Source organism: Nonomuraea solani (assembly GCF_900108335.1).
In the GTDB taxonomy this organism is placed as follows: domain Bacteria; phylum Actinomycetota; class Actinomycetes; order Streptosporangiales; family Streptosporangiaceae; genus Nonomuraea; species Nonomuraea solani.
Map to the genome: position 1 here is coordinate 107,219 of NZ_FNVT01000026.1, position 24,955 is coordinate 132,173.

Sequence of the window (24,955 nt, forward strand, 5' to 3'; positions counted from 1 at the left end):
AACAGCCTTGACCTGCGGTAATGCGATGACGCCGAGATTTTCGGGGTCAAGGTTGCGTCAAAGCGCTGGACCGGAGCCCGAACCCCGTGACATGCCCTGGATTGCCGCTGCGGGGATCGGCCTGCGCCGGGCCGCTCAGAGGCTGTCCCCAGGGCCGGACGGCCGGGTGGGAAAGGTGCTGGGCGCGCTGGTGCGGAGCATGCGCTCTTCGGCCTGGGCGCCGGCGATGACGGCCGAGACGGCTTCGGCGGAACGGCGGGCCGCCAGCTCCCGGACCTCCTGAGGTGGGTCGCGGTCATCAATGATGATGAGCGTTCCGTCGTCGGCGGCGTGGGTCCGGACCTTCCAGCCGAGCCGGCGTCCGGCCGTCCGCGCGGCTCGTCGGACTTCGGCCGCCTCACCCGCATCCCCCAGTTCGGCTACCGCGTCGCGGGTGAGGACGAGCTGGCCGTAGAAGCCGCGGTACTCCGGCTTGAGGCAGGCCGACATCATCGCCTCGATCTGTGCGACGAGCTTGGCGAAGCGGCGTTCGGCCAGTTCGTCCTTCTGGCGCGGCATGCTGATCGCCTCCCGCTCATGGCACGCCTCGGTGTGTCCTCATCTCAGGGTAGGTCGCACGGGGTCAACGGCGGGCGGGTGCCCGTGATGGAGCCGGTGACGGACATTGCCCGGAAACTGTCCGGAAACTGTCCGGAGCGGCTGTGACCTGCGAAAACGTGCTTCGTTGGTGAGGTGTCGCGGGCCGGAGATGCGGGAGTGTGGGCGCCGGCCCGGCTGACTGGCCAGCCCGGCCTGCACGTCTCCGTACGGGCCGGATCCCCCTCCCGGCATCCGACCCGTACGCCGCAACATTATCTGCGTGACTATTTGAATGCGAAGAGTGAACAGCTTAGGTGGGGTGCAGAAAATCGTCCTTCCAGGCGTGGTACAGCCTCGATGGTCTGGCGAGTGGCTGACCGGCACGTTCGCCCACAGCCTGTGGATGAGAAGCCGGGAGCCCCCGAGCGGCGGTGCCCGGCGGGGGCATGGCACGGACTGGTATTGCCGAACCTTTGCTGGACGGCTTGTCCTAACTCGGGTCTCGCGGCAGGTATTTGGAATAGTGACAGGGATCGGTAGCCCGGCACTTCGGGCCACACCCACATGACCGAATCCACCACCACCTCAACCGCTTCCACCACTGCCAACTCCGGCGCCGCTACCGGGCCTGCCGGGTCTGCCACGCCCGGCTCCTCATCCATCGCATCCGAGCCGGACGCCCGGCTCCGTGAGCCCGGCCTCCGGCTGGCTCGGGAGGCTCAGGATGCGGGTCGAGGGCACCTGCCGCTGTCGGTGTGGCTGGCCGCAGCCGACACCGAAGCAGCCGCGACCTGCCCGGCGGGCTGCTGTCATCCGGTCAGCGGCCCGCTGGCCCGCCACCTCATCGCCGCCTGCGCCCGCCTCGGCGAGACCGTCGTCCACCTCGGCGCGAGCGACCACCAGCTCGTCTCGGCCGCGCTAACCGCAGGCTGCCTGCCGGTGGCCGTCTTCACCGACGCCACCCGCGCGGGCGTGTCCTGGACCTGCCTGGCCCGCACTCACCCCAATTATGACCTGGAGGTCACCGAACTACGCATCACCGACCCCGGCGATGACTCCCCGATGCTGGCCGACCTGGCGGGCGGTGCAGGGCTGGTCGTGGCCGAGCAGACCTGCCGCCAGCCCCTGCTCCCGTCCACCGGCCGACCGGACTCTGAGGCCGGAGGCGAGGTCTTCGACGTCACCGGTGCGGCGGAACTGGTCAAGCCGGATGGCCATCTGGCCCTGATCACCGGCCTGCACCGGGAGGGTGGTGTGGTCGACCCGGTGCCGGAGATCATCGCCCGCGCCCGCGCTGCGGGGCTGGTGTATCTGCAGCACATCATCGCCCTGCGGCATCCCGCTCGGGGCGAGCGCATCGACCCGGTTCTGTCCCGCCGCACCCAGACGGCGATCGAGGAGATGTCGGGGTGCGCCGGGTTGCCGGCCAGCGCTCGCGTGCACAGTGACGTGCTCATCTTCACCAAGCCGAAGTCGTCCGCAGGTTCACGGGAACTGAAGGGTTCTCCGCACGAACCCGAGGGTCGGGGGCTGAGCTGTGCGCCGGTGGAGTCTTCGGTTCAGGGCGGGGGTGAGCGTTGATGGCCGGGGTGACGACGTCGGTGTGGGCGACGGGGCAGCGGCCGTCGCGGGTGCAGCGCGCGGGCCGGTATGTGCCGGAGTCGATGCGGCATCCGGGCAAGATGCTGCCCTCGATCGCCGCCAAGGTGATCGCGACCTACACGGGTCCGGGGGAGTTGGTGGTCGATCCGATGTGCGGGATCGGCACCACCCTGGTCGAAGCTGCCCATCTCGGCCGACATGCCGCGGGCGTGGAGTACGAGGAGCGGTGGGCGCGCCTGGCGGTCGCCAACCTCGGCCACGCTCGCGCGCAGGGGGCGCCCGGTGTCGGGCGGGTGGTGGCCGGGGACTCCCGGCACATCGCCCGGCTGCTGCCCGACCTGGTAGGGCGGGCGGCGCTGGTGCTGACCTCGCCTCCGTACGGGGCGGCCACGCACGGGCACATCCGCTCTACCCGCGACACCGGACAGCCGGGCGTACGCAAGTGGAACCAGCGCTACTCGGCCGATCGCGCCAACCTGGCCCACCAGCAGCTCCCGCAGCTCCTGGACGGGTTCGGCCGCATCCTGGCTGGCTGCGCGCAGCTGCTGCGGCCGGGCGGCGTGGCGGCGATCACGGTGCGGCCGTACCGGGTGCGGGGTGAGCTGGTGGACCTGCCCGGCCATGTCCACCGGCTGGCGGAGGCGGCCGGTCTGGTGTTCGCCGATCGCATCGTGTGCCTGCTGTGCGGCCTCGGCGACGGCCGGCTGCTGAACCGGGCCTCGTTCTTCCAACTGCACGAGGCGCGTAAGGCGTGGGCGCGCGGGGTGCCGATTCACGCCGTCGCCCATGAGGACCTGCTCGTGTTCCGCCGGCCGCAAGAGCCCGCGGGTTCACGAAAGCTGAAGGCTCTTCGAGCGGAGTGCGAGTTGGAGTAGCGCGGATCGTTTCCGGCGTCCTGGCCCGCAATTCGGGCCGGGCGCTGGGGCGCGGCGTGAACCTGCGGATTTTGGCTTGACGCGGGACGTGGAGGCGGGCGTCGATACCGCCGTCACCGGCCCGTCCGCACCGGAACCCCGTGGTGATGGGGCTGTGGCCGCCCGTCCATGAACGGCCGGTCACACCCCGGCCCGGGGGCCGGGCGGCGCCGGGTCGGTGGCGTAGCACCCACACAGCCCGCCATGGCCATACGGACCCGCGCATCCCGCGCGGCCCGTGCCGCGCCCTGTTCATCAACGTCACGGAGGTGATGCATGACCAGCAGTACAAGCCCAACCGGCCACCCGGCTCAGCAGGAGCCGGAGGTGATCAGTCTGCTCGCGGCCGGTCGGTTGCTTGGCCTGAGCCGTTCCACGATCTACCGCCTCGCCAAGGCAGGCGCGTTTCCGTGCCGGGTGCTGCGCATCGGCGGCCGGTACGCGGTGCCGGTACGCGGGCTGCGGGCGCTACTCGACCACACCAACCTCGACCACATCAACGAGGACGGCATCAACGAGGACGGCCCCAACAGCCGCCCGACACCAGAGAAGGGATGACCACGATGGCCAAAGACCCGAACACCACGGCGGGCAGAGAGTTGAACGTCGCCAAGGGCACCACGTTCAAGATCTGCTCGTGTATCGACCCGGTGACCGGCAAGAACATCAGCAAGAGCTGCCCCAAGCTGCGCCGCACCCACGGAGACGGAGGCGGCGGCAGGTGGAGCAGCACCCACGGCACCTGGGGCTACCAGCTCGAACTCCCAGCGAACGCCGACGGCAAGCGGCGCAACCCGCTGCGGCGCAGCGGGTTCGCCACGCTGGAGGATGCCGAGGCCGAGCTGGACCACGCCCGCGGTCTGCTCGCTCTCGACGCCGATCCGGCCGTGCGGCGGCAGATCACCAAGCTGATGCTGTCGGTCTTCAAGGACACCAAGCGGTTGCCCGACCTGGAGGAGGTGCGGCGTAAGGTCCGCACCCGCCAGGATCTGAACCGGCACGTCACGGTGGCGGAGTGGCTGGAGGAGTTCCTCAAGCGCAAGCGCGCGATCGAGGCGACCACGAAACGGTCGTACGAGTCTCACGTGCGGCTCTACCTGAAGCCGTATCTGGGGGAGATTCGGCTGGATCGGCTGCGCGTGTCGGACATCGCGGGCATGTTCGATGCGATCGAGGAGTTCAACGACATCATCGCCACCGAACGCGCCAGCGGCGACCCCGCCCGCATCACCTCGGTCCGGTACCGGCGTCCGGTCGGGCCGACCACCCTGCATCGCATCCGGGCGACGTTGCGGCACGCGTTGAACATCGCGATCAGCCAGGACCGGCTGCTGGACTTCAACCCCGCCGCCGTGGTCGAGTTGGCTCCCGCCGTCCGCCCCAAGCCGGTCATCTGGACCGAGGAGAAGGTCACCCAGTGGCGCAAGGACCACGCCGGGCACCTGGACCGGCTCAAGTGGGCCCGTGAGGGCAAACGGGTTGACCCGATCGCGGCCTACATCGGGGCGGTGCGGCCGTCGCCGGTGATGGTGTGGACGCCCGAGCAGACCTCGGCGTTTCTCGCCTACGCGCGCCGGGATCGGCTGTTCGCGCTGTACCGGTTGATCGCGGTGCGCGGGTTGCGGCGGGGTGAGGGGGTGGGGGTGCGCTGGCCGGACGTCATCTTCGAGAAGGGGCGGATCGGTGTGCATTGGCAGATCACCCAGCTTGGCTGGGACCCGATCCAGGGCACTCCGAAGACCGACGCCAGCGACCGCGAGATCGCCGTCGACGCCGACACGATGGCGATCCTGAAGGAACACAAGAAGCGCCAGACGGCAGAGCGGCTGGCCGCGGGCGAAGACTGGATGGACTCCGGGTTCGTCTTCACCGACGAGATCGGCCGTCCGCTGCACCCGCAGCACGTGACCGACCGCTTCTACTGGCTGTGCTACCAAGCCGGCCTGCCACCGATCCGGCTCCACGACCTCCGCCATGGTGCGGCCACCGCGATGCTCGCCGCCGGGGTGGACATCAAGATCGTGCAGGAGACCCTCGGGCATAAATCCTCGGCCTTCACGCGCGACACGTATACCAGCGTCTACCCCGAAGCCGCCGCCGCGGCGGCAGAAGCGACCGCCGCCTTGCTCGCCGCTCAACCGCTTCCCGCGCCGTCGTCGATGCCGCCGGGGCTACGCGCAGCGAAGTCTGGCGTAGACGATGGGCCGGGAAAGGGCGGCGGGTCGGTGATTGCTCTGCCGCCAGCACGACGGCCACGCTGACCTCCGGGAGGTAGCCGTAGTGGGGAGGCAGGTCGGCCGACCTGCCTCCCCGACCGTCCTGCCGCAACCTTTCTGTGTTGTCAGGGGGGTCGAGGCCACCTGTCCAGCCAGATGTCGATGATCGGGTTGTCCGGCTGGTTGCACTGCCCGGCGTGCTCGCTCAGCAGGTGGTCCCAAACGGCGCGTGCCTGCGGATACCGGCCCCGTGCTGTTTCCTCACGGTCGCCGGAGCAGGAGCGTCGCAGAACCAGATAGTGTCCGCCTTGGCAGGCGAACTCCAGTGCGCCACATCGGCATGCGCCTCTGGTCCGAGGCGGTTGGCCGGTTGAGCTGTGATACGGCTCCCACTTGATCACGGTGTTTCGTCTCGACGGTCAGCGCCGCCCACGACCGGATACGGATCCGCCACCAAGCGACGGCCCAACGGCGTGCTCCTTCCTGATGCTGAGAGGGCCGGCCAGGTGAGACGGAGGCCACAGCCGTGCACGTGGCGCAGAAGCGCATCCGTACCGGGCTGCGTCCGTGGACACAACCCGTCCGCGCGGCGAGGCAGGTCGGTGGCGGGGAAGGTCATACCGCCGTCTGAAGCCCTCCCGGTCCGGCACCCAGGTGCGCGACTTTGAGGATTACTGGCACGGCCGCCGCCAACTGACCGCCTGACAGGTGTGTCTCTGATCACCACTGCGCCCTTCACCGCCCCGGCCGCCGTCGATGCATCACCGGGGCCGCCGGACGGTGGGCATCCGTACGCCGAGAATGGGGCGTCGGCCGTGTCGCGTTGAGCGGGGCTACGCGGCGCTCGGGGATGTTGTGGCCAGGACGTAGCGGATGCGCTCGGCGGCTGTTGCGAGCTGGGCGACGTCGGTGATCGGTGCGTTCCAGGACCACCAGAACAGCCATTGATCGTCCCTCGGCCTGACGGAGATGGTCTCCGTCAGGGTGGTGGCTTCGGGGTTGATCACACGCAGACGCGGTAGCCGGTCGTCCTGGGTGAGCAGGCGAGCGTGCAGTCCGAAGCTCTGCAGCGCTTCCTGCAGGTTGCCGAGGTGGGTGGCGGCTTCGGCGGCGACAGCGGGGGTGATGGGGTTGGGCATGGCTGACTCCGAAAGGTGGTGGATGGTTGCTGGGGAGGGGGAGGGCCTGCTGTTCACGGGGTGGGCGGGGAGGGCGGCTGTGGGCGTTCGGGATGTGGCCGGTTGCGGTGGGCGGCTCGCCGTGCCTGGTAGACCGCCCGCAGGGTGGCTACGAGGCAGGCGATCAGCAGGCCCACCACCAGGGCTTGAGTGATCGGCTTGGTCACACTGGCCGGGGCCAGCAGGACGAAGGCGACGTAGCCGGCGGTCAACAGCAGCGCCAGCACGCTGATCATCTTCGAACGGGACACGACGAAGGACTCCATTCACGGGGGAAGCGGCATCCGGGGGAGGCCGCTCAAGCTGCGTGGGATCAGAGGTCGAACAGCGGATATGAGCAGCCCGGTGCCGGACGTGTCGGCGGTGCCAGAGCAGAGCGGCCCCAAAGCCACTCGGCTCCAGGGGAGAACCATGTGACGATCACTGGCGCGGGGACAGTGCCAGGGGCGGCGGTGATCCCGTCGGCGATGTGGCGGGCAACCTTCCGACCGGTCTCAACGCCTTGCCCAGACCGTCCGGCTTCGTCCGCTGTAGGCCGTCGAGCCCGACGAGCAGTTGCGTGGCCAGCGCGTACTCCAACACCCGGAACGCCTCCAAGGGAACCTGCACGGCGTGCTGGACCACGACGACCTTTCGCGCGGCGGCGGTCCGGTACACATCCGCCACGACCCCGTAGGGCTCTGTGGCCCGTGCGGTGTAGACATACGACTCCGAGCCCAGCCACGGGCACCACACGAGCGCTCGCGGGATGCACCCCCGGCAGGTTGGCGGCGCGTGGGTGACCTGCCGGCCGCAACCCGTCATGCCCGGAGGTTCGGGCAGTGGTTCTGTAAGCGAGTTGCGACAGCGTTCGTAGGTCAGCCGTACCCGTCAGTCGCCTCAGCGTGCGGGCATGCGGCGAGCTGATAGGCCACGCTCTCGCCGTCGTACGCCGTCACGTACGGCACCACCCTCGTGCGGCTGCTCACGCCCGGCCGTCCTGCCCCGCATTCGGCCTGTAGCCCGTCCCCGACCCGGCTGCACCGTACCTTCGCCTGTATCGCTCCTGATACAAGCCCTCGATGCGCTGCACCGCCGTGTCCATCTCCGAGCACGGGCACACCGTGTACTCCCATCTTCCCGTCCCGCGTTCCTCTCTTGGTGACCACCGGAAACGCCACATGCCGCGTTCCCACTCGCACCACACCGTCACGCCCACCGACCAGATCCCCACCAGCGCGATCCCGTGAGCCTCGGAGACCTCCGACGTGACGCCCCGACGGCCCAGACGCTCCGCCAGCTCACTCGCGAGCTCACCCGCCGACCGTCCCGGATCACTCCACACTCCGGCCGCCGCCCTCAACGCTCAGCTACCCCGGGCCGGCTCACGTCGCTGGCTCCTCTGATCGCTCATCCAGCGGGAGCAACGCCCACACGACCCGTTCGCCCACCTGCGTCAGCTCGGTGCCCCAGCAGCCGCCTGTCAGCTCGTTGACCAGCCATAGGCCCCTCCCGCGTATTTCGCCCAGGGCGGGCATACGCGGCATGGGAACCGACGCCGATCGGCCAGGGTCCAACACCGCCAGCCGCCAGTAACGCCGCCCTCCCACCTCCTCCGACCGCAGACTCAGCCGCACCCACGCGCCACCACCATGAACCAGCGCGTTGGTCATCAACTCCGACACGATCAGCTCTAGATCATCCAGCGCAGGGTGATCCCCCACCCACCGTCGAAGTTCCCGGCGAGCCAAGCGCGGCAACTGACGCTTCTGATCTAGCTCCCGGAGCATCCACACCCTGATGCCTGCGCACGGAGGATCTGACGCGACTGCTGCTTGCATACCGCTCACCGACTTTGGTTGTGATCGATTCCCTGGACGCGCCTTTTGTCTTGAATATCGCTGTGTCATCACACCTGTGAGGGTGCGATGAATCACTAGTCAGGATGGCATTCAGCAGGTACTTTTCTAGCGTTCGCCAAAGTCTGTAGTGACACAGTTTCCACGCCACAGAGTTTCACCAGAGTGGTTTAGACGAGGAGGTGAGGTATTGGGAGTCGAGGTGAAACTGGATCCCGAAACCAGCCCAGAAGCCCGATTCGGCTACGAATTGCGTGAACGGCGCAAAGCAGCGGGATTGACGCTAGAGCAGCTTGGGGCACGAGTTGCGCTCACCGGTCAGCAGATCGGCAATATCGAGCGAGCAGAACGTCGCATGAACGAGGATAGAGCGCGTCTGTGCGAGGAAGTCATGGGCCTGCCCTCAGGCGATCTTGTGCAGCACCTTCCCCGCAGAGCCCGCAGCAACGCGACCTTCCGGAACTTCCTTCCGTGGATCGACCGGGAAAAGCGCGCTACGGAGCTGTGCGCCTACGAGGCACTGATCGTTCCCGGTCTTCTTCAAACACAGGAGTACGCGGAGGCGATCTGCCTCGGCGTCCCCGGCACAACCCCTGAGCAAGCGCGGGAGAAGGTGGAAGCCCGCATGCATCGGCAGACCATCCTGCGTCGGGACAACCCTCCGTACCTGTACGCAGTCCTCGATCAAGCCGCCTTGCTGCGCCCGGTAGGGAACGAGGAAGTCACCCGGAACCAGCTTCAACACCTCCTCGCCATGGGCAGAAGTCCGAATATAGTGATTCAGATCGTCCCCCTACGTGCCATGTCCGCCAGTGGCCTGGTCGCGGGGTTCGTGATCGCCCGCACGGCTGGAGATGGAGACGAAGCCGCCTACATCGACGCCCCGGGTGGAGGTCGCATGATCGATCAGCTGGACCACCTGGAGAGGCTGAAGGCGTGGTTTCAGGCGATCAGGGCGGATGCACTTCCCCGGAAAGACTCGTTGACGCTCATTGAAGAGAGGTTGGACCAGAAATGGATCTGGAGCTGAGTGAGGAAATCGCGAACGCGTCATGGCGGAAGAGTCCTCTCTCGGATGGCGAAGGGAACTGCGTCGAGGTGGCTACCCTTGCGGCCGGCCGCATCGCGGTCAGGGACAGCAAGGACCCAAACGGGCCTGCTCTGGTGTTCACCACTCCGGAGTGGATGGCGTTCACCGGAGGTGTGAAAGAGGGAGCGTTCGACCTTTAAACACCCGGCAACCGGGGACCTGACCTTCTGGTTGGGTTCTCGTCATGTCGCGTGACACGAGCTGCTTGTTGTGCTTCACACGCCTGAAGCACTCTGTACTGAGCCAGTTGGCATTCCGGCAGTTGCGACATCCGATATTTGTCAGCGGTGGTGATGTCCACGTCACCGCTGATCGTGATCAGGCATACGCCGGGCAGGTAGCGGTGGGTCATTCTCATGCCAGCCTCCGGGGGCGCGGAATCAGCGCCTGAGTATCGAGGAGCGTCGTGATCGCGGCTTCTGTGCTGGGATGGATGTTGAGGGCGTCCCAGACTTCGGTGATCTGGAGCAGGCGGGCGGGCAGATCCCGCACCGCGGCCAGGTGCAGGAAGCTGCCTTGCCTGCGCACGTCGCCGTGGACGCGGAGCAGGACGTGCAGGCCAGTGCTGTCCATGAAGGTGAGCCCGCCCAGGTCGAGCACCATGGGCCGACCAGGCTGCCGCATCCGACCGCTGTAGGTCTCCAGGTCGTCGGCGTTTGTTAGACGACGTCTGGTGCGACGATGATCCGGGGTGTTGGCGTCACGGTCGTGAGTATCGCCTGAGAGGACAAGGTAAGGCCTTGTCCTCGTTCGTGTGCGGAGACAACGTGCGCATGTCCGGGAAAGAGACGGCCTTCCCGTCTCTCTTGGCCGAGTCACCGGGAGGGCTGTGTTCGCGCACGGAGGCGCTGTGCTCACGGTAGAGGCCGACGCGGCTGGGGTCGAGACGCGACTGCTGGTGGGGGAGATCATCTGTCCGGGGTGTGAGCTGGGGTTGCGGCCGTGGGGCTGGGCGCGTCGCCGGGTCATCCGCGGGCTTGCCGGGCAGCAGGTGATGCGTCCGCGTCGTGGTCAGTGCCCTGCGTGCTGGGAGACGCATGTCCTGTTGCCGGTGACCGCCTTGCTCCGCCGGGCAGACGCGGCGGTGGTGATCGGCGCTGCGCTGGCGGTCAAGGCCGCTGGTACGGGGCATCGCCGGATCGCGGGATGGCTGGATCGGCCGAGCCCCACGGTGCGGGGCTGGCTGCGCGCGTTCGCCCGCGCGGCCGAGGCGATCAGAGCGTACTTCGCCGTGGCACTGGTCGGGCTGGCCGCTGACCCGGTGCTGCCGCGCACCGGTGGGGACATGACGGCCGATGCAGTGGCGGTGATCGCCGAGGTGGCCGATGCGGCGGGGCGGGGCACGCACCAAATCTTCGGTGCTTCTACCTGCGGTTTCGCATGGTCGAGGCCCGTACTGAGGTGGTCAAGGGCGGTGTGGAGCGATGAGGATGCCTGCGGCCTTCGCCGCGCCAGGGGCTGCGCAAGCCGGTCGGCGACCTGTCCCGAGGCGCCGTCGTGGCCGACATCGTTACCACCGTGGCCGTCACGGCCGCGCAGGTGCACGACGGAACGACTCCTCTTGGGGACGAACTCACCGGAGGCGGCAGCGACCGGGCCGTATCGCGGGTGTTCAGGAACGGCCGATTGACGAGGGGAGAGGAGGGGAGGCCAGCCGTGCGAGGGTCTGGCGGGCGATCTCCTGCTCTTCGTCCGTGGGGATGACCAAGACGGGTACGCCGGCGCCAGCGGGCGATACCGCGCGCTCGCCCGCTGAATCCGTCTCGTTGAGTGCCGGGTCCAGGGCGATGCCGAGGCGGTCGAGCCCGGTCAAGGAGGCGGCGCGGGTGGCGGCGTCGTGCTCGCCCACCCCTCCGGTGAACACGATCGCGTCCACCCGGCCGAGCAGGGCGTAGTACGCGCCGACGTACTTGCGGATCCGCCTGGCGTATATCTCCAGGGCCAACTTGGCCTCCTCGTCATCGCGGGCCCGCACTGCGCGCATGTCACTGGACCCGGTGAGTGCGAGCAGGCCGCCTTGGTGAGTCAGCGCGTACTCGACCTGCTGGGCGTCGAGAGCGCCTGCCCGGGCCAGATAGCCGGCGAGGGCGGGATCGACGTCGCCGGAGCGGGTCCCCATGACAAGCCCTTCCAGGGGGGTCAGACCCATGGAGGTGTCGACGCTGCGGCCACCGGAGATCGCGGTGGCGCTGGCGCCGTTGCCGAGATGCAGCACGATCAGGTTGAGCTCGGCGAGGTCGCGGCCCAGGACGGCGGCGGCGCGGCGCGAGACGTACGCGCACGAGGTGCCGTGGAAGCCGTAGCGCCGTACACCGAACTGCTCACGCCAGTCGCTCGGCACCGCGTAGGTGTAGGCCTCGGGCGGCAGCGTACGGTGGAACGCGGTATCGAACACGGCCACCTGCGGCACCTCGGGGAAGACCTTGCGCGCGAGCCGGATGCCGGTCAGGTTGACCGGGTTGTGCAGGGCAGCGAGCGGGGCCAGCTCCTCGATGGCGGCGATGACCTCGTCGTCGACGAGCACGGCCTCGGTGAATCGTGTACCGCCATGCACCACCCGATGCCCGACCGCGACTGGCTCCAGCCGCGGCCCAACGGCGGCGAATGCTCCCATCATCGCGTCCAAGCCCTCTTCGTGGCTGGGGAAGGGACGGTCACGCACATACGGAGACCCGTTCCCGCTGTGATGCGTGAGCCGCCCCTGCTCCTGCCCGATGCGCTCGATCAGTCCCTTGGCCGAGCGTGCGCGGGTGTGTGGGTCTACGAGCTCGTACTTGATCGAGGAGGATCCGGTGTTCAGGACGAGAACGCGATCGGCCATGTCCATGAGCCTATTTCTCTTCAGCGGGTCACACGCTGGTGACGCCGTGAGCGTGGAACTGGGCGTGGACCCGGCTCAGTAGGGCCGGGTCGGGCGGTGGGACGTCGGCGAGCGGGAAGCGCAGGCCGAGGCGTTCGTACTTGCCGGTGGCCATGCGGTGGAAGGGCAGGACGTCGACCCGTTCGACGTTGCCCAGGCCGGCCACGAAGCGGGCCAGGGCGTCCACGTTCGCGGGGGCGTCGGTAAGGCCGGGGACCAGCACGAACCGCACCCAGGTAGGTCGGTCCAGGTCGGCAAGGCGTTGGGCGAAGCGCAGGGTGGGCTCGACCGGGCCGCCGGTGAGGCGGCGGTAGGTGGCCGGGTCGAAGGATTTGATGTCGAGCAGCATCAGGTCGGTGTCGGCGAGCATGGCGTCGGTGGCGCGGGCGCCGAGCAGGCCGGAGGTGTCGAGGGCGGTGTGAAGGCCGCTGTCGTGGCAGCGGTGCAGCAGGTCTGCGGTGAAGCGGGGCTGAAGGAGCGGCTCGCCCCCGCTGATGGTCACCCCGCCGCTGGCGACGGAGATGAAGCGCCGATATTTGCCGATCTCGTCCATGATCTCGTCGGTGGTGACCTGGTACCCGTCGCGCATCCGCCAGGTCTCCGGGTTCTGGCAGTACTGGCAGCGCAGCGGGCAGCCGGCGGTGAACAGGACGAACCTGGTACCGGGGCCGTCAACGCCGACCGACAGGTCCCAGGAGCTGATGACGCCGTTCATAGCGAGCCGTGGAAGGTGCGGTTGATGACGTCGCGTTGCTGGTCGGGGGTGAGACGGACGAAGTTGACGGCGTATCCGGAGACGCGGATGGTCAGCTGCGGGTAGCGGTCAGGGTGGGCCATGGCGTCCAGGAGGACGGCGCGGGTGAGGACGTTGACGTTCATGTGGAAGCCGCCGGCGTCGAAGTAGCCGTCGAGTACGCCGACCAGGTTGCCTACCCGCTCATCCTGGGTGCGACCGAGGCCTTCCGGGGTCGCGGTGTTGGTCAGGGAGATGCCGTCGAGGGCCTGCTCGTAGGGGAGTTTGGCGACCGATAGGGCGGAGGCGATCATGCCGTGGCGGTCGCGGCCGTTGCTGGGGTTGGCGCCGGGAGCGAACGGCTCGCCGGCGCGGCGGCCGTCGGGGGTGTTGCCGGTGTGCTTGCCGTAGACGACGTTGGAGGTGATGGTGAGCACGGATTGGGTGTGCTCGGCGTCGCGGTAGGCGGGGTGGCGGCGGATCTTGGTCATGAAGGAGTGGACGAGTTCGACGGCGATGTCGTCGGCGCGGTCGTCGTTGTTGCCGTAGGCCGGGTAGTTGCCGTCGATCTCGTAGTCGATCGCCAGGCCGGTGGCGTCTCTGATCACCTTGACGCGGGCGTGCCTGATGGCCGAGAGGCTGTCCGCGGTGACGGACAGGCCGGCGATGCCGCAGGCCAGGGTGCGTTTGACCGGGTAGTCGTGCAGGGCCATCTCGATGCGCTCGTAGGCGTACTTGTCGTGCATGTAGTGGATGATGTTGAGCGCGTTGACGTAGGTCCGGGCGAGCCAGTCCATCATCTGGTCCAGCGCCTTGGTGACCTCCTCGTAGGCGAGGTAGTCTCCGGTCAGGGGTGGATGGGCAGGGCCGACCTGGGCGCCGGTCATCTCGTCACGGCCGCCGTTGATCGCGTACAGCAGGGTCTTGGCCAGGTTGACGCGGGCGCCGAAGAACTGCATCTGCCGGCCCACCGGGGCGGCCGAGACACAGCAGGCGATGGCGGTGTCATCGCCCAGGCGGGGACGCATCAGCTCGTCGCTCTCGTACTGCAGGGCGCTGGTCTCGATGGACAGGGCGGCACAGAATCGTTTGAACGGCCCAGGCAGGCGCGGGGACCAGAAGACGGTCAGGTTCGGCTCCGGCGCGGGGCCGAGATTGCGCAGCGTCTGCAGGTAGCGGAAGCTGGTACGGGTCACCAGGGTGCGCCCGTCCGTGCCGATCCCGCCGATCGACTCGGTCACCCAGGTGGGGTCGCCGGAGAAGAGCTGGTCGTATTCGGGGGTGCGCAGGAAGCGGACGATGCGCAGTTTGATGACGAAGTCGTCGATGAGTTCCTGCGCCCGTTCCTCGGTGATGCGTCCTTCGGCGAGGTCGCGTTCGAGATAGACGTCGATGAACGTGGAGGTGCTGTGGACGCTCACGTAGTTCCCCCGGGGTTGGCTCACGTAATTCCCCCAGTGCACGGCGACAGGGTCGTGAACCGCTCGGCGTCCCCGGGCCTCGCACTGCCCACGCTGCCTCCAACAGCTGACCGATCTTGCGCGAGCGCGACCGGGTCAAGGATCGGCCGTAGGCCGACCGCGCAGCGGCGCGACAGCGTCCTTGACGTGGGCGTGGTCGTGTAATTCCATCGGGCGGCGGAGGCGGCGCCTTCGTCGTGGTCAGGCAGACGTCCGTCGTCCCTGGGGCGAGGATTGCGAGCGGCCTTTCCGGTCCATGATGAGCGGCCAGTGGGGGAATTCCGTGAGCGGATCACGCCCGGGTGGGGGAATTACGTGAGCGCCGACAGTGCGGCCCAGCGACATGGCGGCACCGTTCTGCTCCTTGATCGCGGCCAGGTAGGCGAAGTACAGCCACTGGATCGCCTGGTGCGCGGTGGCCGCCGGGCGGGAGATGTCGTGGCCGTAGGAGGCGGCCATGTGCTTCAGCTCGTCCAGCGCCCTGAGCTGCTCCGACAGCTCCTCGCGGTCGCGGATGATCGCGTCGGTGGCCGGCTCGTCGTCCAGGGAGCGTAGCTCGGCGCGTTTGGCCTCGATGAGTCGGTCCACGCCGTAGAGCGCGACGCGGCGGTAGTCGCCGATGATGCGGCCACGGCCGTAGGCGTCCGGCAGGCCGGTGATGAGGCCGGAGCGGCGGGCGGTCAGGATCTCGGGGGTGTAGGCGTCGAACACGCCGTCGTTGTGGGTCTTGCGGTATTTCGTGAAGATCTCCTTCACCGCGGGGTTGAGCTGGTAGCCGTAGGCGGCCAGACCGTTCTCCACCATGCGCAGCCCGCCTGCGGGCATGATGGCCCGCTTCAGCGGCGCGTCGGTCTGCAGGCCCACGATCAGCTCACGATCGCGGTCGATGTAGCCCGGTGCGTAAGCCGTGATCGTGGACGGGGTCGTGGTGTCGACATCGAGAATGCCGCGCCGCCGCTCCTCCGGAAACAGTCCGGTCACCTTTACCCATACCGCGCGCGTTCGTTCGGCCGGCCCGGCCAGGAAGCCCTCGTCGCCCGTATAGGGCGTGTAGTTGGCCTGGATGAAGGAGCGGACGTCCACCTCGGTCCGCCAGGCCATGCCGTGAAAGCCGCGCCAGGCCTCGAACGCGATCGTCGTGGCGGTCATGGTTCCCCCTTCGTATCGGACGTCTCCTTCCAATCTCTCCGTGAGGAGGTGCGGGCCACCGCGGTCCAAGGTCCCCGACAGGTGGGACCAAGGTCATCGGGAATAGGGACGTCCGCCTCCGTACCTGCTGCGACGGCGCTGATGTGCTGGTGATCCTGGAAGGGGGACATCATCGTGTCCGTCACGCCGCTGCCACGACGCCGCAAGCTGGGTCCGTGGATGGCGACCGCGCTGGCCGGCGTCTCCATGGTTGTGGCCACCCCCGACGTCTACCGGCCGAACTCCGAGGGTGAGGCGATGGCCCAGAAGATCTCCACAGGCGGGGAACTGCTCATCACCCATGAACCGTATGAGGCGGTCCGGGGGTGGCTGCGGTCTGCACCGATGTGTGGTTGTCCATGGGAGATTCCCTCGGGGAGAAGGTCGCCAGAACCGCCGCGCTCACCCGTACCGCGTCACCGCCGACCTCCTGGAAGCGGCCGCACCCGGGGCGATCTTCCTGCACTGTCTGCCCGCCCACCGCGGCGAGGAGGTCGCCGGGGACGTCATCGACGGCCTCACCTCCCAGGCGTTCCCCCAGGCTGCCAACCGGCTGCCCACCGCCCAAGCCGTCCTGGAAGCGCTGCTCGGCCGGATCGTGGCAGACGCACCGTGAGAATCGTCATCGCGCTGGCGGCAACGCGCTGCTGCACAGCGGCGAACGCGCCGACGCGGTCACGCAGATCCGCAACGCCGCGTACACCGCCGAGCAGATAGCCCGCCTGGCCACGTACCACCAGATCCTCATCGTGCACGGCAACGGTCCCCAGGTGGGGCTACTGAACGACGGCTCCTTCACCCCCGGTTCCATGGGACCCAAGTTCGCGGTGGCCTGCGCGTTCAGCCGCGCCACCGGCCGGCCGGTGGCCATCGGCGCGCTGGACAAGCTCGCGCAGGTGATGGACGGCACCAGCGGCACTCGCGTCCAGCTCGTCAAGTGACCGCCGTGCCTCGCCGATCAGGGACCAAAGGCCCTGCTTCGCGGGACCTCCTCCCGCGGCGCCCTTCCGCGCCCGTGTTCGAAGCTGGAAGTGCGAGATCCGAATTGTTGAGGAGATGTGTGATGGCCAGTCAGATCGTGGTCGGCGTGGACGGGTCCGCCCCGGCCAATGCGGCGGTGGAGTGGGCGGCGGCCGACGCCGGACGACGCGGGCTGGACCTGCGGCTCGTGCACGTGTGCGAGCAGTGGCAGCACAGCGAGGGCACCGAGTACTGCGTCGGCGCGCTGGAGGCCGCCGCCGACCGGGCACACGAACACACCGACGGCGTCAAAGTGACGACGGACCTGCGGACCGGGAACGTCGTCGACGACCTGATCGGCGAGTCCGCGACGGCCGACAGCCTGGTGCTGGGCAGCCGGGGGCTCGGTGGGTTCACCGGGATGGTGCTCGGCTCGGTGAGCATCGCAGTAGCTGGACACGCTGCGGGACCGGTCGTCGTCGTCCGCGCATCCGGCCTGGCGGAGCACGGCCGCGTCGTGGTCGGCTACGACGGCTCCGAGCACGCGCGGGCGGCCATGGAGTACGCCGTCGAGCAGGCCAGGAGCCGCAAGACCGAGCTGCACGTGGTCACGGCCTGGCAGGTGCCGTCCTTCTCCCCGTACGCCGTTGCCTACAGCGGCCTGATCGAGCAGGTCATGCGGGAGGAGCCGCAGAGAGCACGCGCGCTGGTCGAGCCTTGGCGCACGAGCAACCCGGACCTCGTCCTCACCGACGAGCAACCCTGCGAACACCCGGTTGCCGCCCTGATCAAGGCGGCCGAAACCGCAGACCTCGTAGTGGTGGGCTCGCGCGGATTGGGCGGCTTCGCCTCGGCGCTGCTCGGCTCGATCGGCCACGCCGTGCTGCACCACGCGACCTGCCCCGTCGCCGTGGTCAAGCCGAAGGAGGAGGCATGACCGTCGAATCCCTGACAGCCGCGCAGGTGATGAGCCGCATCCTGGTCGCCGTCAAACCGGCGGAATCGCCGCTCATGGCCTGGGAGCTGATGCGCCGGGCCGGAGTGCACCACCTGCCGGTCGTCGACGGCCCGCACGTGCTGGGCCTCCTGACCCGCGAAGACCTGGCCGCGTCCTGGTCCGGCGGGCCACAGGAGCAGTCCACTCGTCACGTCCGCGACCTACTGGACCCCGCTCGCAGGCCGCGGGTGCGGCCGGAAACACCGCTGACTCAGGTCGCGGCCGTCATGCTCGACGCCGGCGTCGACGCCGTGCCGGTCCTGTCCGGAGACGGCCTGATCGGCCTGATCTCCGCTCGGGACGTGCTGTCTGCGGTCGCAGGCCGCGTCGTCCCCTCGCAGGAGCCGAGTGAAGTGATAACCGGCATGTTCCACCTGGAACCCGTCCTGCCGACGCGGAGCGAACCGGTCCTGCCGACACGAAGCTGGAGGCAGGCGTGACATCAGCGCATTAGTGATCCGCCGGGTGTGATGACGGCGATGCCGCAGCTCGTGAGCCAGTTCAACGCGGTCGGCGGCGGAGCCGCGGCGCTCATCGGCGTGCACGATTTCGCCGTGCATGCAGGCGGGCAGAACGCGTCGATGCCGGTCGTGCTGATCGGCGCGGTGACGTTCTCCGGCTCCCTCGTCGCGGCAGGGAAGCTGTAGGGCCTGGTGCCGGGCCACCCGCTCGTCTTTCCCGGCGTACGCCTGCTGACCCAGGCGCTGGCCCGGTCATGGTGGCCGCCTCGATCCTGCTGCTGATCGGCGGCGGCGCGGCGGTACTGGGCGCCGCCTCCCTGGCTTTCGGCGTGATCATGGTGCTGCCGATCGGTGGAGCGGACATGCCGGTGGTGATCTCGCTGCTCAACGCGTTCACCGGCACGGCCGTCGCGATGGCGGGGTTCTCGCGTTGGGCAACGCCGTTCTCATCACGGCCGTCGCGCTCGTCGGCGCCTCCAGCGCCATCCTCACCAAGCTGATGGCCGATGCCATGAACCGCTCGCTCGCCAACATCGTCATCGGCGGCTTCGGCACCGGCGACGAGCTGTCCGTGAGCCTGTCCGGGCCGGGGCGGGTCAGGTCGCTGTCGGCCGACGACGCCGCCATCCAGCTCGCCTATGCCGCCAAGGTCGTCGTCGTCCCCGGCTACGGCCTGGCCGCGGCCAGGCCGTAGCACCAGCTCCACGCCCTGGCCCAGCTTCTGGAACAGCGCGGCGTCCGCGTTTCCAATGCCGTCCACCCGGTGGCGGGGCGCACGCCAGGCCATGAACGTGCTGCTGGCCGAGGCTGGCGTGCCCTACTCGCAGATGGCCGACATGGACGACGCCAACGACACCATGCCACAGACCGACGTGGCCCTCGTCGTCGGCGCCAACGATGTCGTCAACCCGGCCGCCCGCCGCCCCGGCACCGCCGTGTCGGGGATGCCCATCATTGATGCCGACCGTGCCAAGAGCGTGATCGTCATCAAGCGATCGATGGGGCACGGGTACGCGGGCATCGACAACGAGCTCTACACAGACCTCAGGACCGGAAGGTACTTCGCCGACGCCAAGAAGGCGCTGACCGAGATCACCGCGGGCCGTCAAGGTACTCGTCGGCTGAGCGAGGTGGTCGAGCCTGGCCTGCCAGGCGTACGTTGACTCGGTCTTGAGCAGGACCAAAGCCCTAAGCGGCCGGGGACCATCGCCTCTGAGGGCTCCGCCCGTCGCGCCGGACGATAATGGTATGAGCGGAAAAGTCGGTGGCACGGTCGGCGACCATACGGCTCTCGGCGATCCTCTTGGGCGAGATCTTGGGCACGCCGCTGAAGGAGAGGCCAAGATCCTGCTCACCACGGACCTTGACGAGGACCGGCTGGCCTCTGCACGGCGCCTGATCTTACGCGCGGCGCGGGAGCAGGGACTCGAGAGCGACCGGCTCGGCGACTTCGTGATGGCGGCGTACGAAGGGATCGTCAACGCGGTGGAGCACGGCGGCGGACGCGCCCGGCTCACCCTGTGGCGGAGCGGTGACGAGCTGACGTGCGCGGTCGAGGACGCCGGACCGGGCATCCCGGCGTCCCTCCTGCGCAGAACGGACTTCCCGCCATCCGGCTCCCTCGGCGGCAGGGGTATCTGGCTCATGCGCCGCCTGACCGACGAGGCGGTCTTCACCACCGGCCCCGGCGGCACGGTCGTACGGCTTCGCATGAGGCTGCCCACCCGCCGGGCCGTTCCGCATCTGCACCGAACTCCGCAGGACGGCAGTAGGGACGTTCGGCCCTAGTGCCCGCGCCGTCCCCTGGACAGGCTCGTACGATGATGTCCCGTACGACGAGCGGGTGCAGTGCCCCGCGTCGCAATCTCAAAGAGCTGTCCGAGGCCGAATCTCTGCGGCGGCTCGCCGGTGTTCCGTTCGGACGGATCGTGTTCACCCGGCATGCCCTTCCGGCCATCCGGCCGGTGAATCACGTGGTCGTCGACGGGCGGATCGTTCTGCGGTCCGGGTCTGGGACGATCATCAGCACCGAGGTCGCGTCCTGGAACGCGGTGGTGGCGTACGAAGCGGATGAGCTGGATGCCGGCCGGCGGCTGGGCTGGAGTGTGGTGGTCACGGGCGTCGCGCGACTGGTGGCCGATGCCGAGGAGGCGGCCCGACTGAGAGAGCTCGTGCACCCGTGGGTGGAAGGCGCGATGGAGCAGGTCATCAGTATCCGCCCGGAGATCGTCACCGGCTTTTGCCCTGACGAGCGGCGACGGTCACCGTCGCGCGGATCCGGATCTCGTCCATATAGGCGTGGTGATCTGTTGGTGCGACACTGGGCCACATGGAGAGCGAGCGCCGGCTGCTGATGCCGCACATGCGACTCGATGAGTTGCTGGCCGAACTTCAGGTGCGCCTCAACGCCGTGCTGGCCACCCGTGACCGGGTGCATGCGCTGCTGGAGGCGGTCGTTTCGGTCGGCAGTGATCTCGACCTGGAGACGGTGCTGCGCCGTATCGTGGCCACGGCGACCACGCTGGTGGACGCGAGCTATGGCGCGCTCGGCGTGGTGGGGGAGGGGCACACGCTGCTGCAGTTCATCCCGGTGGGGCTGAGCGAGGAGGAGATCGCCAGGATCGAGCACTGGCCGCATGGGCTGGGGCTGCTCGGTCTGCTGATCAAGGACGCGCAGCCGCTGCGCCTGAGCCGCATCTCCGATCATCCTGAGTCGTACGGGTTCCCGCCGGGTCATCCGCCGATGGGCACGTTCCTGGGCGTTCCGGTGCGGGTGCGTGATGAGGTGTTCGGCAACCTGTACCTGACGGAGAAGCGGGGCGGCGTCGACTTCGACGAGGAGGACGAGGCGGTGGTGATCGCCCTGGCCACGGCCGCCGGTGTCGCGGTCGAGAACGCCCGGTTGTATGAGGAGTCGCGGCGCCGGGAGACGTGGCTGCAGGCGTCGTCGGAGGTGACCACGAGTTTGTTGTCCGGCGCCGACCCGCGCGAGGTGCTGGCCGTGGTGGCCGCCCGCGCCCGCCGGATGAGCGACGCCGATCTGGTCCTGGTGCTGTTGCTCGACGCGTCGAAGCAGGAGCTGATCGTGGAGGTCGCGGAGGGCGACGGAGAACTGGACCTGGTCGGGACGGTCTTCGACATTTCGGGCACGCTCGCCGGTGAGGTCTTTACCCGGGGCGAGCCCCTGTCCGAGCCGGACATGCAGAGCGCCCCGTACCCGTCCTCACCTCTGCAGCAGCAGGGCTACGGGCCGGTTCTGATCATCCCACTGGGCGTGCCGTCGGCTGTCCGCGGGGTGCTGCTGCTGGCCAAGCGGAGCGGCCGGCTGCCGTTCAGCGGCGCGGACCAGCAGGTGCTGCACGCGTTCGCGGGCCAAGCGGCGATCGCGCTGGAACTGGCGGAGACGCGCAGGGACGCCGAGCGGCTGAGTCTGCTGGAGGAACGGGACCGGATCGCCAAAGACCTGCACGACGTGGTCATCCAGCGCCTGTTCGCAAGCGCGATGACGCTGATGAGCACGGTCCGCCTGGTGGAGCACCCGGAGGCCGCCAAGCGGCTGCAGCACACCATCGATGAGCTCGATGAGACGATCCGGCAGGTCCGCTCGTCCATCTTCGCCCTCCAGGGCCCGCTCGACGGGCCCGCTCCGGGGGTGCGCGGGCAGATCGTGGAGCTGGTGGAGGGCGCGAGCAGCCACCTGGGCTTCGCACCGGGTCTGCGCATGGAGGGGCAGATCGACACCCTCGTGCCCCAGTCTGTGGCCGAGCATCTGCTGGCTGTGCTGCGTGAGACCCTGTCCAATGTGGTGCGCCACTCACATGCGGGCCGTGCGGAGGTCTCCGTTGAGGTCGCGACCGGTCAGCTCACCCTTGTGGTGACCGACGACGGTGTCGGGGTGGGCGAGGCCGGACGCCGCAGCGGCCTGCGTAACATCGAGGACCGCGCCGTCCGCCTGGGTGGCACCGCGGCGCTGGAGACGCCGGAAGGAGGCGGGACTCGCCTGCGCTGGCACGTTCCTCTGTGAGCCCGGCCCCCGGAGTTCGGGGCCGAGGCCCCTGGCGACCGGTACCGTGACGTATTCAACTGTGTCGTATTCGGCTGGTAGCTCGTCGGTGTGGAAAGACATGGCGCCGTGCATCACGCGTCGGCTTGTTGCCGCTCGGCCTCTATGAGGTTGGCCTGCGCGATAGCGCGGCTGTGATCATCCTTCGTGGAGTCGAACATGGACATGGCGTGCTTGAACGCGATGATGGCGTCGTCGAAGCGCCGCACCTGCTGCAGGGCGCTGCCGAGGTTGTTCAGCGCCCCGCCTTCGCGGTGGCGGTCGCCGAGGTCGCGGTAGATGGTGGCGGCGTCCTGGTGGGCGGTGATGGCCTCGTCGAAGCGCCGCACCTGGCGCAGGACGAGGCCGAGGTTGTTCAGCGACCGCCCTTCACCGTGGCGGTCGCCGAGGTCGCGGCAGATGGTGGCGGCGTCCTGGTGGGCGGTGATGGCCTCGTCGAAGCGCCGCACCTGGCGCAGGACGCTGCCGAGGTTGTTCAGCGACCGGCCTTCGCTGTGGCGATCGCCGAGGTGGCTGTTGGCGGTCACAGCGATGGTGTTAATGGTCAGGCGATCGTTGAGGGCGCGTCGCCAAGACAGGTAGGCGTTTAGACAAAGGGGCAGACGGTAAGCGATGCGGTGGCGTCCGGTGGCCTGGGCGAGCGTGACGGCGGTGACGAGGTTGGCCCGTTCGGCGTCGAACCACGTCATGGCTTCATCCCTTCCGGTGAAGCGGTCCGGGACAGCCTGGCCGGGCAGGGCGCGTAGGTGGTCGTCAGCGGCGTCGGCGGTGCGCAGGTAGAAGCCCAGCAGTCGATCCAATGCCCGCTCGCGCTGGTCGGCGGCCGCTTGGGTGCGGCCGTGCTGGTCGGCATACAGGCGGACCAGGTCGTGCATGCCCCACCGGCCGGTGACCGGAGTGGTGAGCAGATGAGCCCGAGCCAGCGCGGCGAGCTGCCGGCGCACCACCAGCTCCAGAGCGCCGGTCAGGGCGGCGGTGGCCGGAAGGGAGATGTCCGGGCCGGGGTTGAGCGGCAGCAGCCGAAACAGCCGGGCCTGTTCGGGCTGGTCGGTCAGCAGGTGCTGGTAGGACAGGTCGAAGGCGGTCCGGACCGCCAGTGGGCGGCCGCGCTGGTCCTGGTCTCCACTGTCGAGGGCATCCAGTCGGTGGCGGGCGTCGGCCAGCTCGGCTGACATGTCGGTCAGGGGACGGTCGGGTTCTGCGCGCAGCAGGGCGGCGATGATCTGCAACGCCAGCGGCAGCCGCCCGCACAACCGGGCGATCTCGGCCGCAGGTTCGGGCTCGGCGTCCACGCGCGAGTCGGTTCGCCCTGCCTGCAGCGCGGTACGTAGCAGGTCAACGGCGTCGGCCTCGGGCAGCACGGTCAGGTCGACCAGGTGGGCGGGCAGGGCCAGGGTGTGCCGGGAGGTGATCAGCAGCCGGTGACATAGCTGGGCCGGAAGCAGCGGTTCGACCTGGCCGGCCGTGGCGGCGTTGTCGGTCACCACCAGTACCGGCCGTCCCTTGCGGGCTCGGTCGGCCAGCACCGATCGGTACAGACCCAGTTGCTCCTCGCCGGTCGGTGGAAGGTCGGTGTCGCGGACGCCCATCGCCCGCAGCAGCTGCCCGGCTGCGGCTGCGGCGTGCACGCGTTCGGTTGGGTTGGGGGCGTAGCCGCGCAGGTCGATGAAGAACACCCCACCGCCGAACCAACCCTGATCCATCGCCTGGTGGGCGGCCACCAACGCCAGCGCGGTCTTGCCGACCCCGGCCATGCCCGCCACCGCTGACACCACCACTCCCGACCTGCCCCCGCCTGCCGGGTTCAGGAACCCCAGCACCTCGCTGAGGGCGTCGGTGCGGCCGACGAAGCCGACGTGCGCGGCCGGCAGGCCGGCCAGGGCCGCCGGGGCTGGGCCGGTCGTCTGCACGATGGTCGCCGAGACGTTATCGCCGGTCTGGATGATGCCCGGGTTGCTCCCGTCCACGCTGACCGCGCGCGGCCCGTAGGCGGACACAGAGGAGTGCTCCGGTGGAGGGATGCTCACCGTTCGGCGCGGGCGTTGTCGCCGGTCTGGATGATGCCGGTGTTGGTCCCTGCGGCTACCGCCCGCTCGCCGACTGCGTTCACCGTCATCGCCGGCGAGGCTGTGGCCGGGCCGAGCATGTCAGCGAGCTCCATGGCCAGCGCCGGGTCGGCGGCGAGCGCCTTTTTGATCTGCAGCCGCAGCGCGGCCAGGCTGTCGTCATCGTCGGGCGCCTGGACCCGGTCGGACACCGCGCTCTCCAACTCGGCCCGGCTTTCCGGCCGCTGCCAGACGCGCTGTAGCAGGCGACGCCCCAGGCCGACCGTCTCATCGGCGGCCACATCTTGCGCCTTGGTCAGCACCGCACTCCCGTAGGCGCCGATCGCCGCGCTCACGTACGGCATCAATAACGCCACCACAGCAGAGACGTCCATACGCCCCTCCGGTCCACCTCGGCAGGTGAGCCGATCGTACGCCGCACGACCGCGTGCGCCAGGCACCTTCCGGGCAAGCCTTGGGATATCTCCGAATCAGACCCGCACCCGAGGCAATACGACACAAGGCGCAATAGTCGCATCCGATGCTATACGGCACAGTGCGCACTGGCGGAGCAAGATACGTGACGGAGGTCCCGTCCGATCGGAGGCGTAAGGCTCTGCTCGGTGGGATCGTCTGCAGTGTGCTTGGGGTGTGAAGGACGACGATTCCACCTCGGAAGGAGGCCGTTATGGCCGCCACTGTCAACACCCCCGCCGCTGCGCGTGAGCCGGTCGACTATATCTGGGAGATCAACGCCGCCACGCCTCGGCG

General features: G+C 68.8%; 29 protein-coding genes. 17 read left to right on the plus strand and 12 right to left on the minus strand.

The annotated features are described in order from the left end of the window. Nucleotides 1-135 precede the first annotated feature (135 nt). Nucleotides 136-558 carry a hypothetical protein gene (locus C4V41_RS51795; RefSeq protein WP_200824843.1) on the minus strand — a complete coding sequence of 141 codons (423 nt, stop codon included), beginning with the start codon at nt 556-558 and terminating at the stop codon, nt 136-138. Nucleotides 559-1,332: 774 nt separating this feature from the next. On the opposite strand from C4V41_RS51795, the gene C4V41_RS51800 reads away from it, so the two are divergent. From C4V41_RS51800 to C4V41_RS51815, 4 genes are all read left to right on the plus strand, one after another. Beyond that, a complete protein-coding gene (locus C4V41_RS51800; RefSeq protein WP_103963464.1) occupies nt 1,333-2,160 on the plus strand; it encodes a hypothetical protein in 828 nt (275 codons plus the stop codon). Continuing rightward, nucleotides 2,160-3,056 carry a DNA methyltransferase gene (locus tag C4V41_RS51805; protein WP_103963465.1) on the plus strand — a complete coding sequence of 299 codons (897 nt, stop codon included), beginning with the start codon at nt 2,160-2,162 and terminating at the stop codon, nt 3,054-3,056. The genes C4V41_RS51800 and C4V41_RS51805 overlap by 1 nt, the downstream gene beginning before the upstream one ends. Nucleotides 3,057-3,371: 315 nt before the next feature. Continuing rightward, complete coding sequence (locus C4V41_RS51810; RefSeq protein WP_103963466.1) at nt 3,372-3,653, plus strand: helix-turn-helix transcriptional regulator; 282 nt, start codon at nt 3,372-3,374, stop codon at nt 3,651-3,653. Between the two features lie 5 nt (nt 3,654-3,658). After that, nucleotides 3,659-5,356, plus strand: a complete 1,698-nt coding sequence (locus C4V41_RS51815) for a tyrosine-type recombinase/integrase (protein ID WP_160150694.1) — start codon at nt 3,659-3,661, stop codon at nt 5,354-5,356. A 788-nt stretch (nt 5,357-6,144) separates the two neighbouring features. Here C4V41_RS51815 and C4V41_RS51820 read toward each other — a convergent pair. From C4V41_RS51820 to C4V41_RS66305, 4 genes are all read right to left on the minus strand, one after another. Further along, the gene (locus tag C4V41_RS51820; RefSeq protein WP_103963468.1) at nt 6,145-6,450 is read right to left on the minus strand and encodes a hypothetical protein; all 306 of its coding nucleotides are present in this window, start codon (nt 6,448-6,450) and stop codon (nt 6,145-6,147) included. Between the two features lie 53 nt (nt 6,451-6,503). Then, nucleotides 6,504-6,740 carry a hypothetical protein gene (locus C4V41_RS51825; protein ID WP_146104129.1) on the minus strand — a complete coding sequence of 79 codons (237 nt, stop codon included), beginning with the start codon at nt 6,738-6,740 and terminating at the stop codon, nt 6,504-6,506. Nucleotides 6,741-6,909: 169 nt separating this feature from the next. Further along, the gene (locus C4V41_RS51830; RefSeq protein WP_146104130.1) at nt 6,910-7,293 is read right to left on the minus strand and encodes a hypothetical protein; all 384 of its coding nucleotides are present in this window, start codon (nt 7,291-7,293) and stop codon (nt 6,910-6,912) included. A gap of 560 nt (nt 7,294-7,853) precedes the next feature. Then, a complete protein-coding gene (locus C4V41_RS66305) occupies nt 7,854-8,378 on the minus strand; it encodes an ATP-binding protein (protein ID WP_146104134.1) in 525 nt (174 codons plus the stop codon). 151 nt (nt 8,379-8,529) lie between these two features. Between C4V41_RS66305 and C4V41_RS51845 the strand changes: the two genes are divergently transcribed. Both C4V41_RS51845 and C4V41_RS51850 read left to right on the plus strand, forming a co-directional pair. Further along, nucleotides 8,530-9,357 (plus strand): helix-turn-helix domain-containing protein, encoded by an 828-nt coding sequence (locus C4V41_RS51845; protein WP_160150695.1) that lies wholly within the window; start codon nt 8,530-8,532, stop codon nt 9,355-9,357. Continuing rightward, nucleotides 9,342-9,557, plus strand: a complete 216-nt coding sequence (locus C4V41_RS51850) for a DUF397 domain-containing protein (RefSeq protein WP_103963474.1) — start codon at nt 9,342-9,344, stop codon at nt 9,555-9,557. The genes C4V41_RS51845 and C4V41_RS51850 overlap by 16 nt, the downstream gene beginning before the upstream one ends. 214 nt (nt 9,558-9,771) lie before the next feature. Here the strand turns inward: C4V41_RS51850 and C4V41_RS65980 are convergent, their stop codons facing one another. The 5 genes from C4V41_RS65980 to C4V41_RS51885 all read right to left on the minus strand — a co-directional run bounded on the left by C4V41_RS65980 (nt 9,772) and on the right by C4V41_RS51885 (nt 15,619). Further along, nucleotides 9,772-10,386, minus strand: coding sequence for an STAS domain-containing protein (locus C4V41_RS65980; protein ID WP_327537517.1), 615 nt, complete (start codon nt 10,384-10,386; stop codon nt 9,772-9,774). Between the two features lie 643 nt (nt 10,387-11,029). Continuing rightward, nucleotides 11,030-12,238: an acetate/propionate family kinase gene (locus C4V41_RS51870; protein WP_200824845.1), complete on the minus strand. Its 1,209-nt coding sequence runs from the start codon at nt 12,236-12,238 to the stop codon at nt 11,030-11,032. Between the two features lie 28 nt (nt 12,239-12,266). Next, nucleotides 12,267-12,992, minus strand: coding sequence for a pyruvate formate-lyase-activating protein (gene pflA, locus C4V41_RS51875; RefSeq protein ID WP_103963478.1), 726 nt, complete (start codon nt 12,990-12,992; stop codon nt 12,267-12,269). Continuing rightward, nucleotides 12,989-14,431 carry a pyruvate formate lyase family protein gene (locus C4V41_RS51880; RefSeq protein ID WP_456093866.1) on the minus strand — a complete coding sequence of 481 codons (1,443 nt, stop codon included), beginning with the start codon at nt 14,429-14,431 and terminating at the stop codon, nt 12,989-12,991. Before C4V41_RS51880 ends, pflA begins: the two co-directional genes overlap by 4 nt. A 240-nt stretch (nt 14,432-14,671) precedes the next feature. Then, nucleotides 14,672-15,619, minus strand: a complete 948-nt coding sequence (locus C4V41_RS51885; RefSeq protein ID WP_235030916.1) for a pyruvate formate lyase family protein — start codon at nt 15,617-15,619, stop codon at nt 14,672-14,674. Between the two features lie 349 nt (nt 15,620-15,968). Between C4V41_RS51885 and C4V41_RS51890 the strand changes: the two genes are divergently transcribed. From C4V41_RS51890 to C4V41_RS51925, 11 genes are all read left to right on the plus strand, one after another. Further along, nucleotides 15,969-16,274 carry a hypothetical protein gene (locus C4V41_RS51890; RefSeq protein WP_235030917.1) on the plus strand — a complete coding sequence of 102 codons (306 nt, stop codon included), beginning with the start codon at nt 15,969-15,971 and terminating at the stop codon, nt 16,272-16,274. A gap of 193 nt (nt 16,275-16,467) precedes the next feature. Next, nucleotides 16,468-16,599, plus strand: a complete 132-nt coding sequence (locus tag C4V41_RS65665) for a hypothetical protein (protein WP_268808892.1) — start codon at nt 16,468-16,470, stop codon at nt 16,597-16,599. Nucleotides 16,600-16,721: 122 nt separating this feature from the next. Then, nucleotides 16,722-17,555, plus strand: a complete 834-nt coding sequence (locus tag C4V41_RS51900) for a universal stress protein (RefSeq protein ID WP_103963481.1) — start codon at nt 16,722-16,724, stop codon at nt 17,553-17,555. After that, complete coding sequence (locus C4V41_RS51905) at nt 17,552-18,055, plus strand: CBS domain-containing protein (protein WP_103963482.1); 504 nt, start codon at nt 17,552-17,554, stop codon at nt 18,053-18,055. The genes C4V41_RS51900 and C4V41_RS51905 overlap by 4 nt, the downstream gene beginning before the upstream one ends. A gap of 39 nt (nt 18,056-18,094) precedes the next feature. Continuing rightward, nucleotides 18,095-18,262: an NAD(P)(+) transhydrogenase (Re/Si-specific) subunit beta gene (locus C4V41_RS65670; protein WP_268808893.1), complete on the plus strand. Its 168-nt coding sequence runs from the start codon at nt 18,095-18,097 to the stop codon at nt 18,260-18,262. A 68-nt stretch (nt 18,263-18,330) separates the two neighbouring features. Then, nucleotides 18,331-18,576, plus strand: coding sequence for an NAD(P)(+) transhydrogenase (Re/Si-specific) subunit beta (locus tag C4V41_RS65675; protein WP_268808894.1), 246 nt, complete (start codon nt 18,331-18,333; stop codon nt 18,574-18,576). Beyond that, nucleotides 18,507-18,770 (plus strand): NAD(P)(+) transhydrogenase (Re/Si-specific) subunit beta, encoded by a 264-nt coding sequence (locus C4V41_RS65680; RefSeq protein WP_268808896.1) that lies wholly within the window; start codon nt 18,507-18,509, stop codon nt 18,768-18,770. Before C4V41_RS65675 ends, C4V41_RS65680 begins: the two co-directional genes overlap by 70 nt. A gap of 91 nt (nt 18,771-18,861) precedes the next feature. After that, on the plus strand, nt 18,862-19,239 hold the full coding sequence (locus tag C4V41_RS65685) for an NAD(P)(+) transhydrogenase (Re/Si-specific) subunit beta (protein WP_268808897.1): 378 nt from the start codon (nt 18,862-18,864) through the stop codon (nt 19,237-19,239). Nucleotides 19,240-19,324: 85 nt separating this feature from the next. Then, nucleotides 19,325-19,864, plus strand: coding sequence for an ATP-binding protein (locus tag C4V41_RS51915; protein ID WP_103963483.1), 540 nt, complete (start codon nt 19,325-19,327; stop codon nt 19,862-19,864). 32 nt (nt 19,865-19,896) lie between these two features. Continuing rightward, on the plus strand, nt 19,897-20,430 hold the full coding sequence (locus tag C4V41_RS51920; RefSeq protein ID WP_235030918.1) for a pyridoxamine 5'-phosphate oxidase family protein: 534 nt from the start codon (nt 19,897-19,899) through the stop codon (nt 20,428-20,430). Further along, the gene (locus C4V41_RS51925) at nt 20,406-22,100 is read left to right on the plus strand and encodes a sensor histidine kinase (protein ID WP_103963484.1); all 1,695 of its coding nucleotides are present in this window, start codon (nt 20,406-20,408) and stop codon (nt 22,098-22,100) included. The genes C4V41_RS51920 and C4V41_RS51925 overlap by 25 nt, the downstream gene beginning before the upstream one ends. Nucleotides 22,101-22,213: 113 nt before the next feature. Here the strand turns inward: C4V41_RS51925 and C4V41_RS51930 are convergent, their stop codons facing one another. Further along, entirely contained in the window at nt 22,214-24,136 is a 1,923-nt protein-coding gene (locus tag C4V41_RS51930; protein WP_103963485.1) for a tetratricopeptide repeat protein, read from the minus strand. Between the two features lie 26 nt (nt 24,137-24,162). Further along, the gene (locus C4V41_RS51935) at nt 24,163-24,579 is read right to left on the minus strand and encodes a hypothetical protein (RefSeq protein ID WP_103963486.1); all 417 of its coding nucleotides are present in this window, start codon (nt 24,577-24,579) and stop codon (nt 24,163-24,165) included. Nucleotides 24,580-24,955 lie beyond the last annotated feature (376 nt).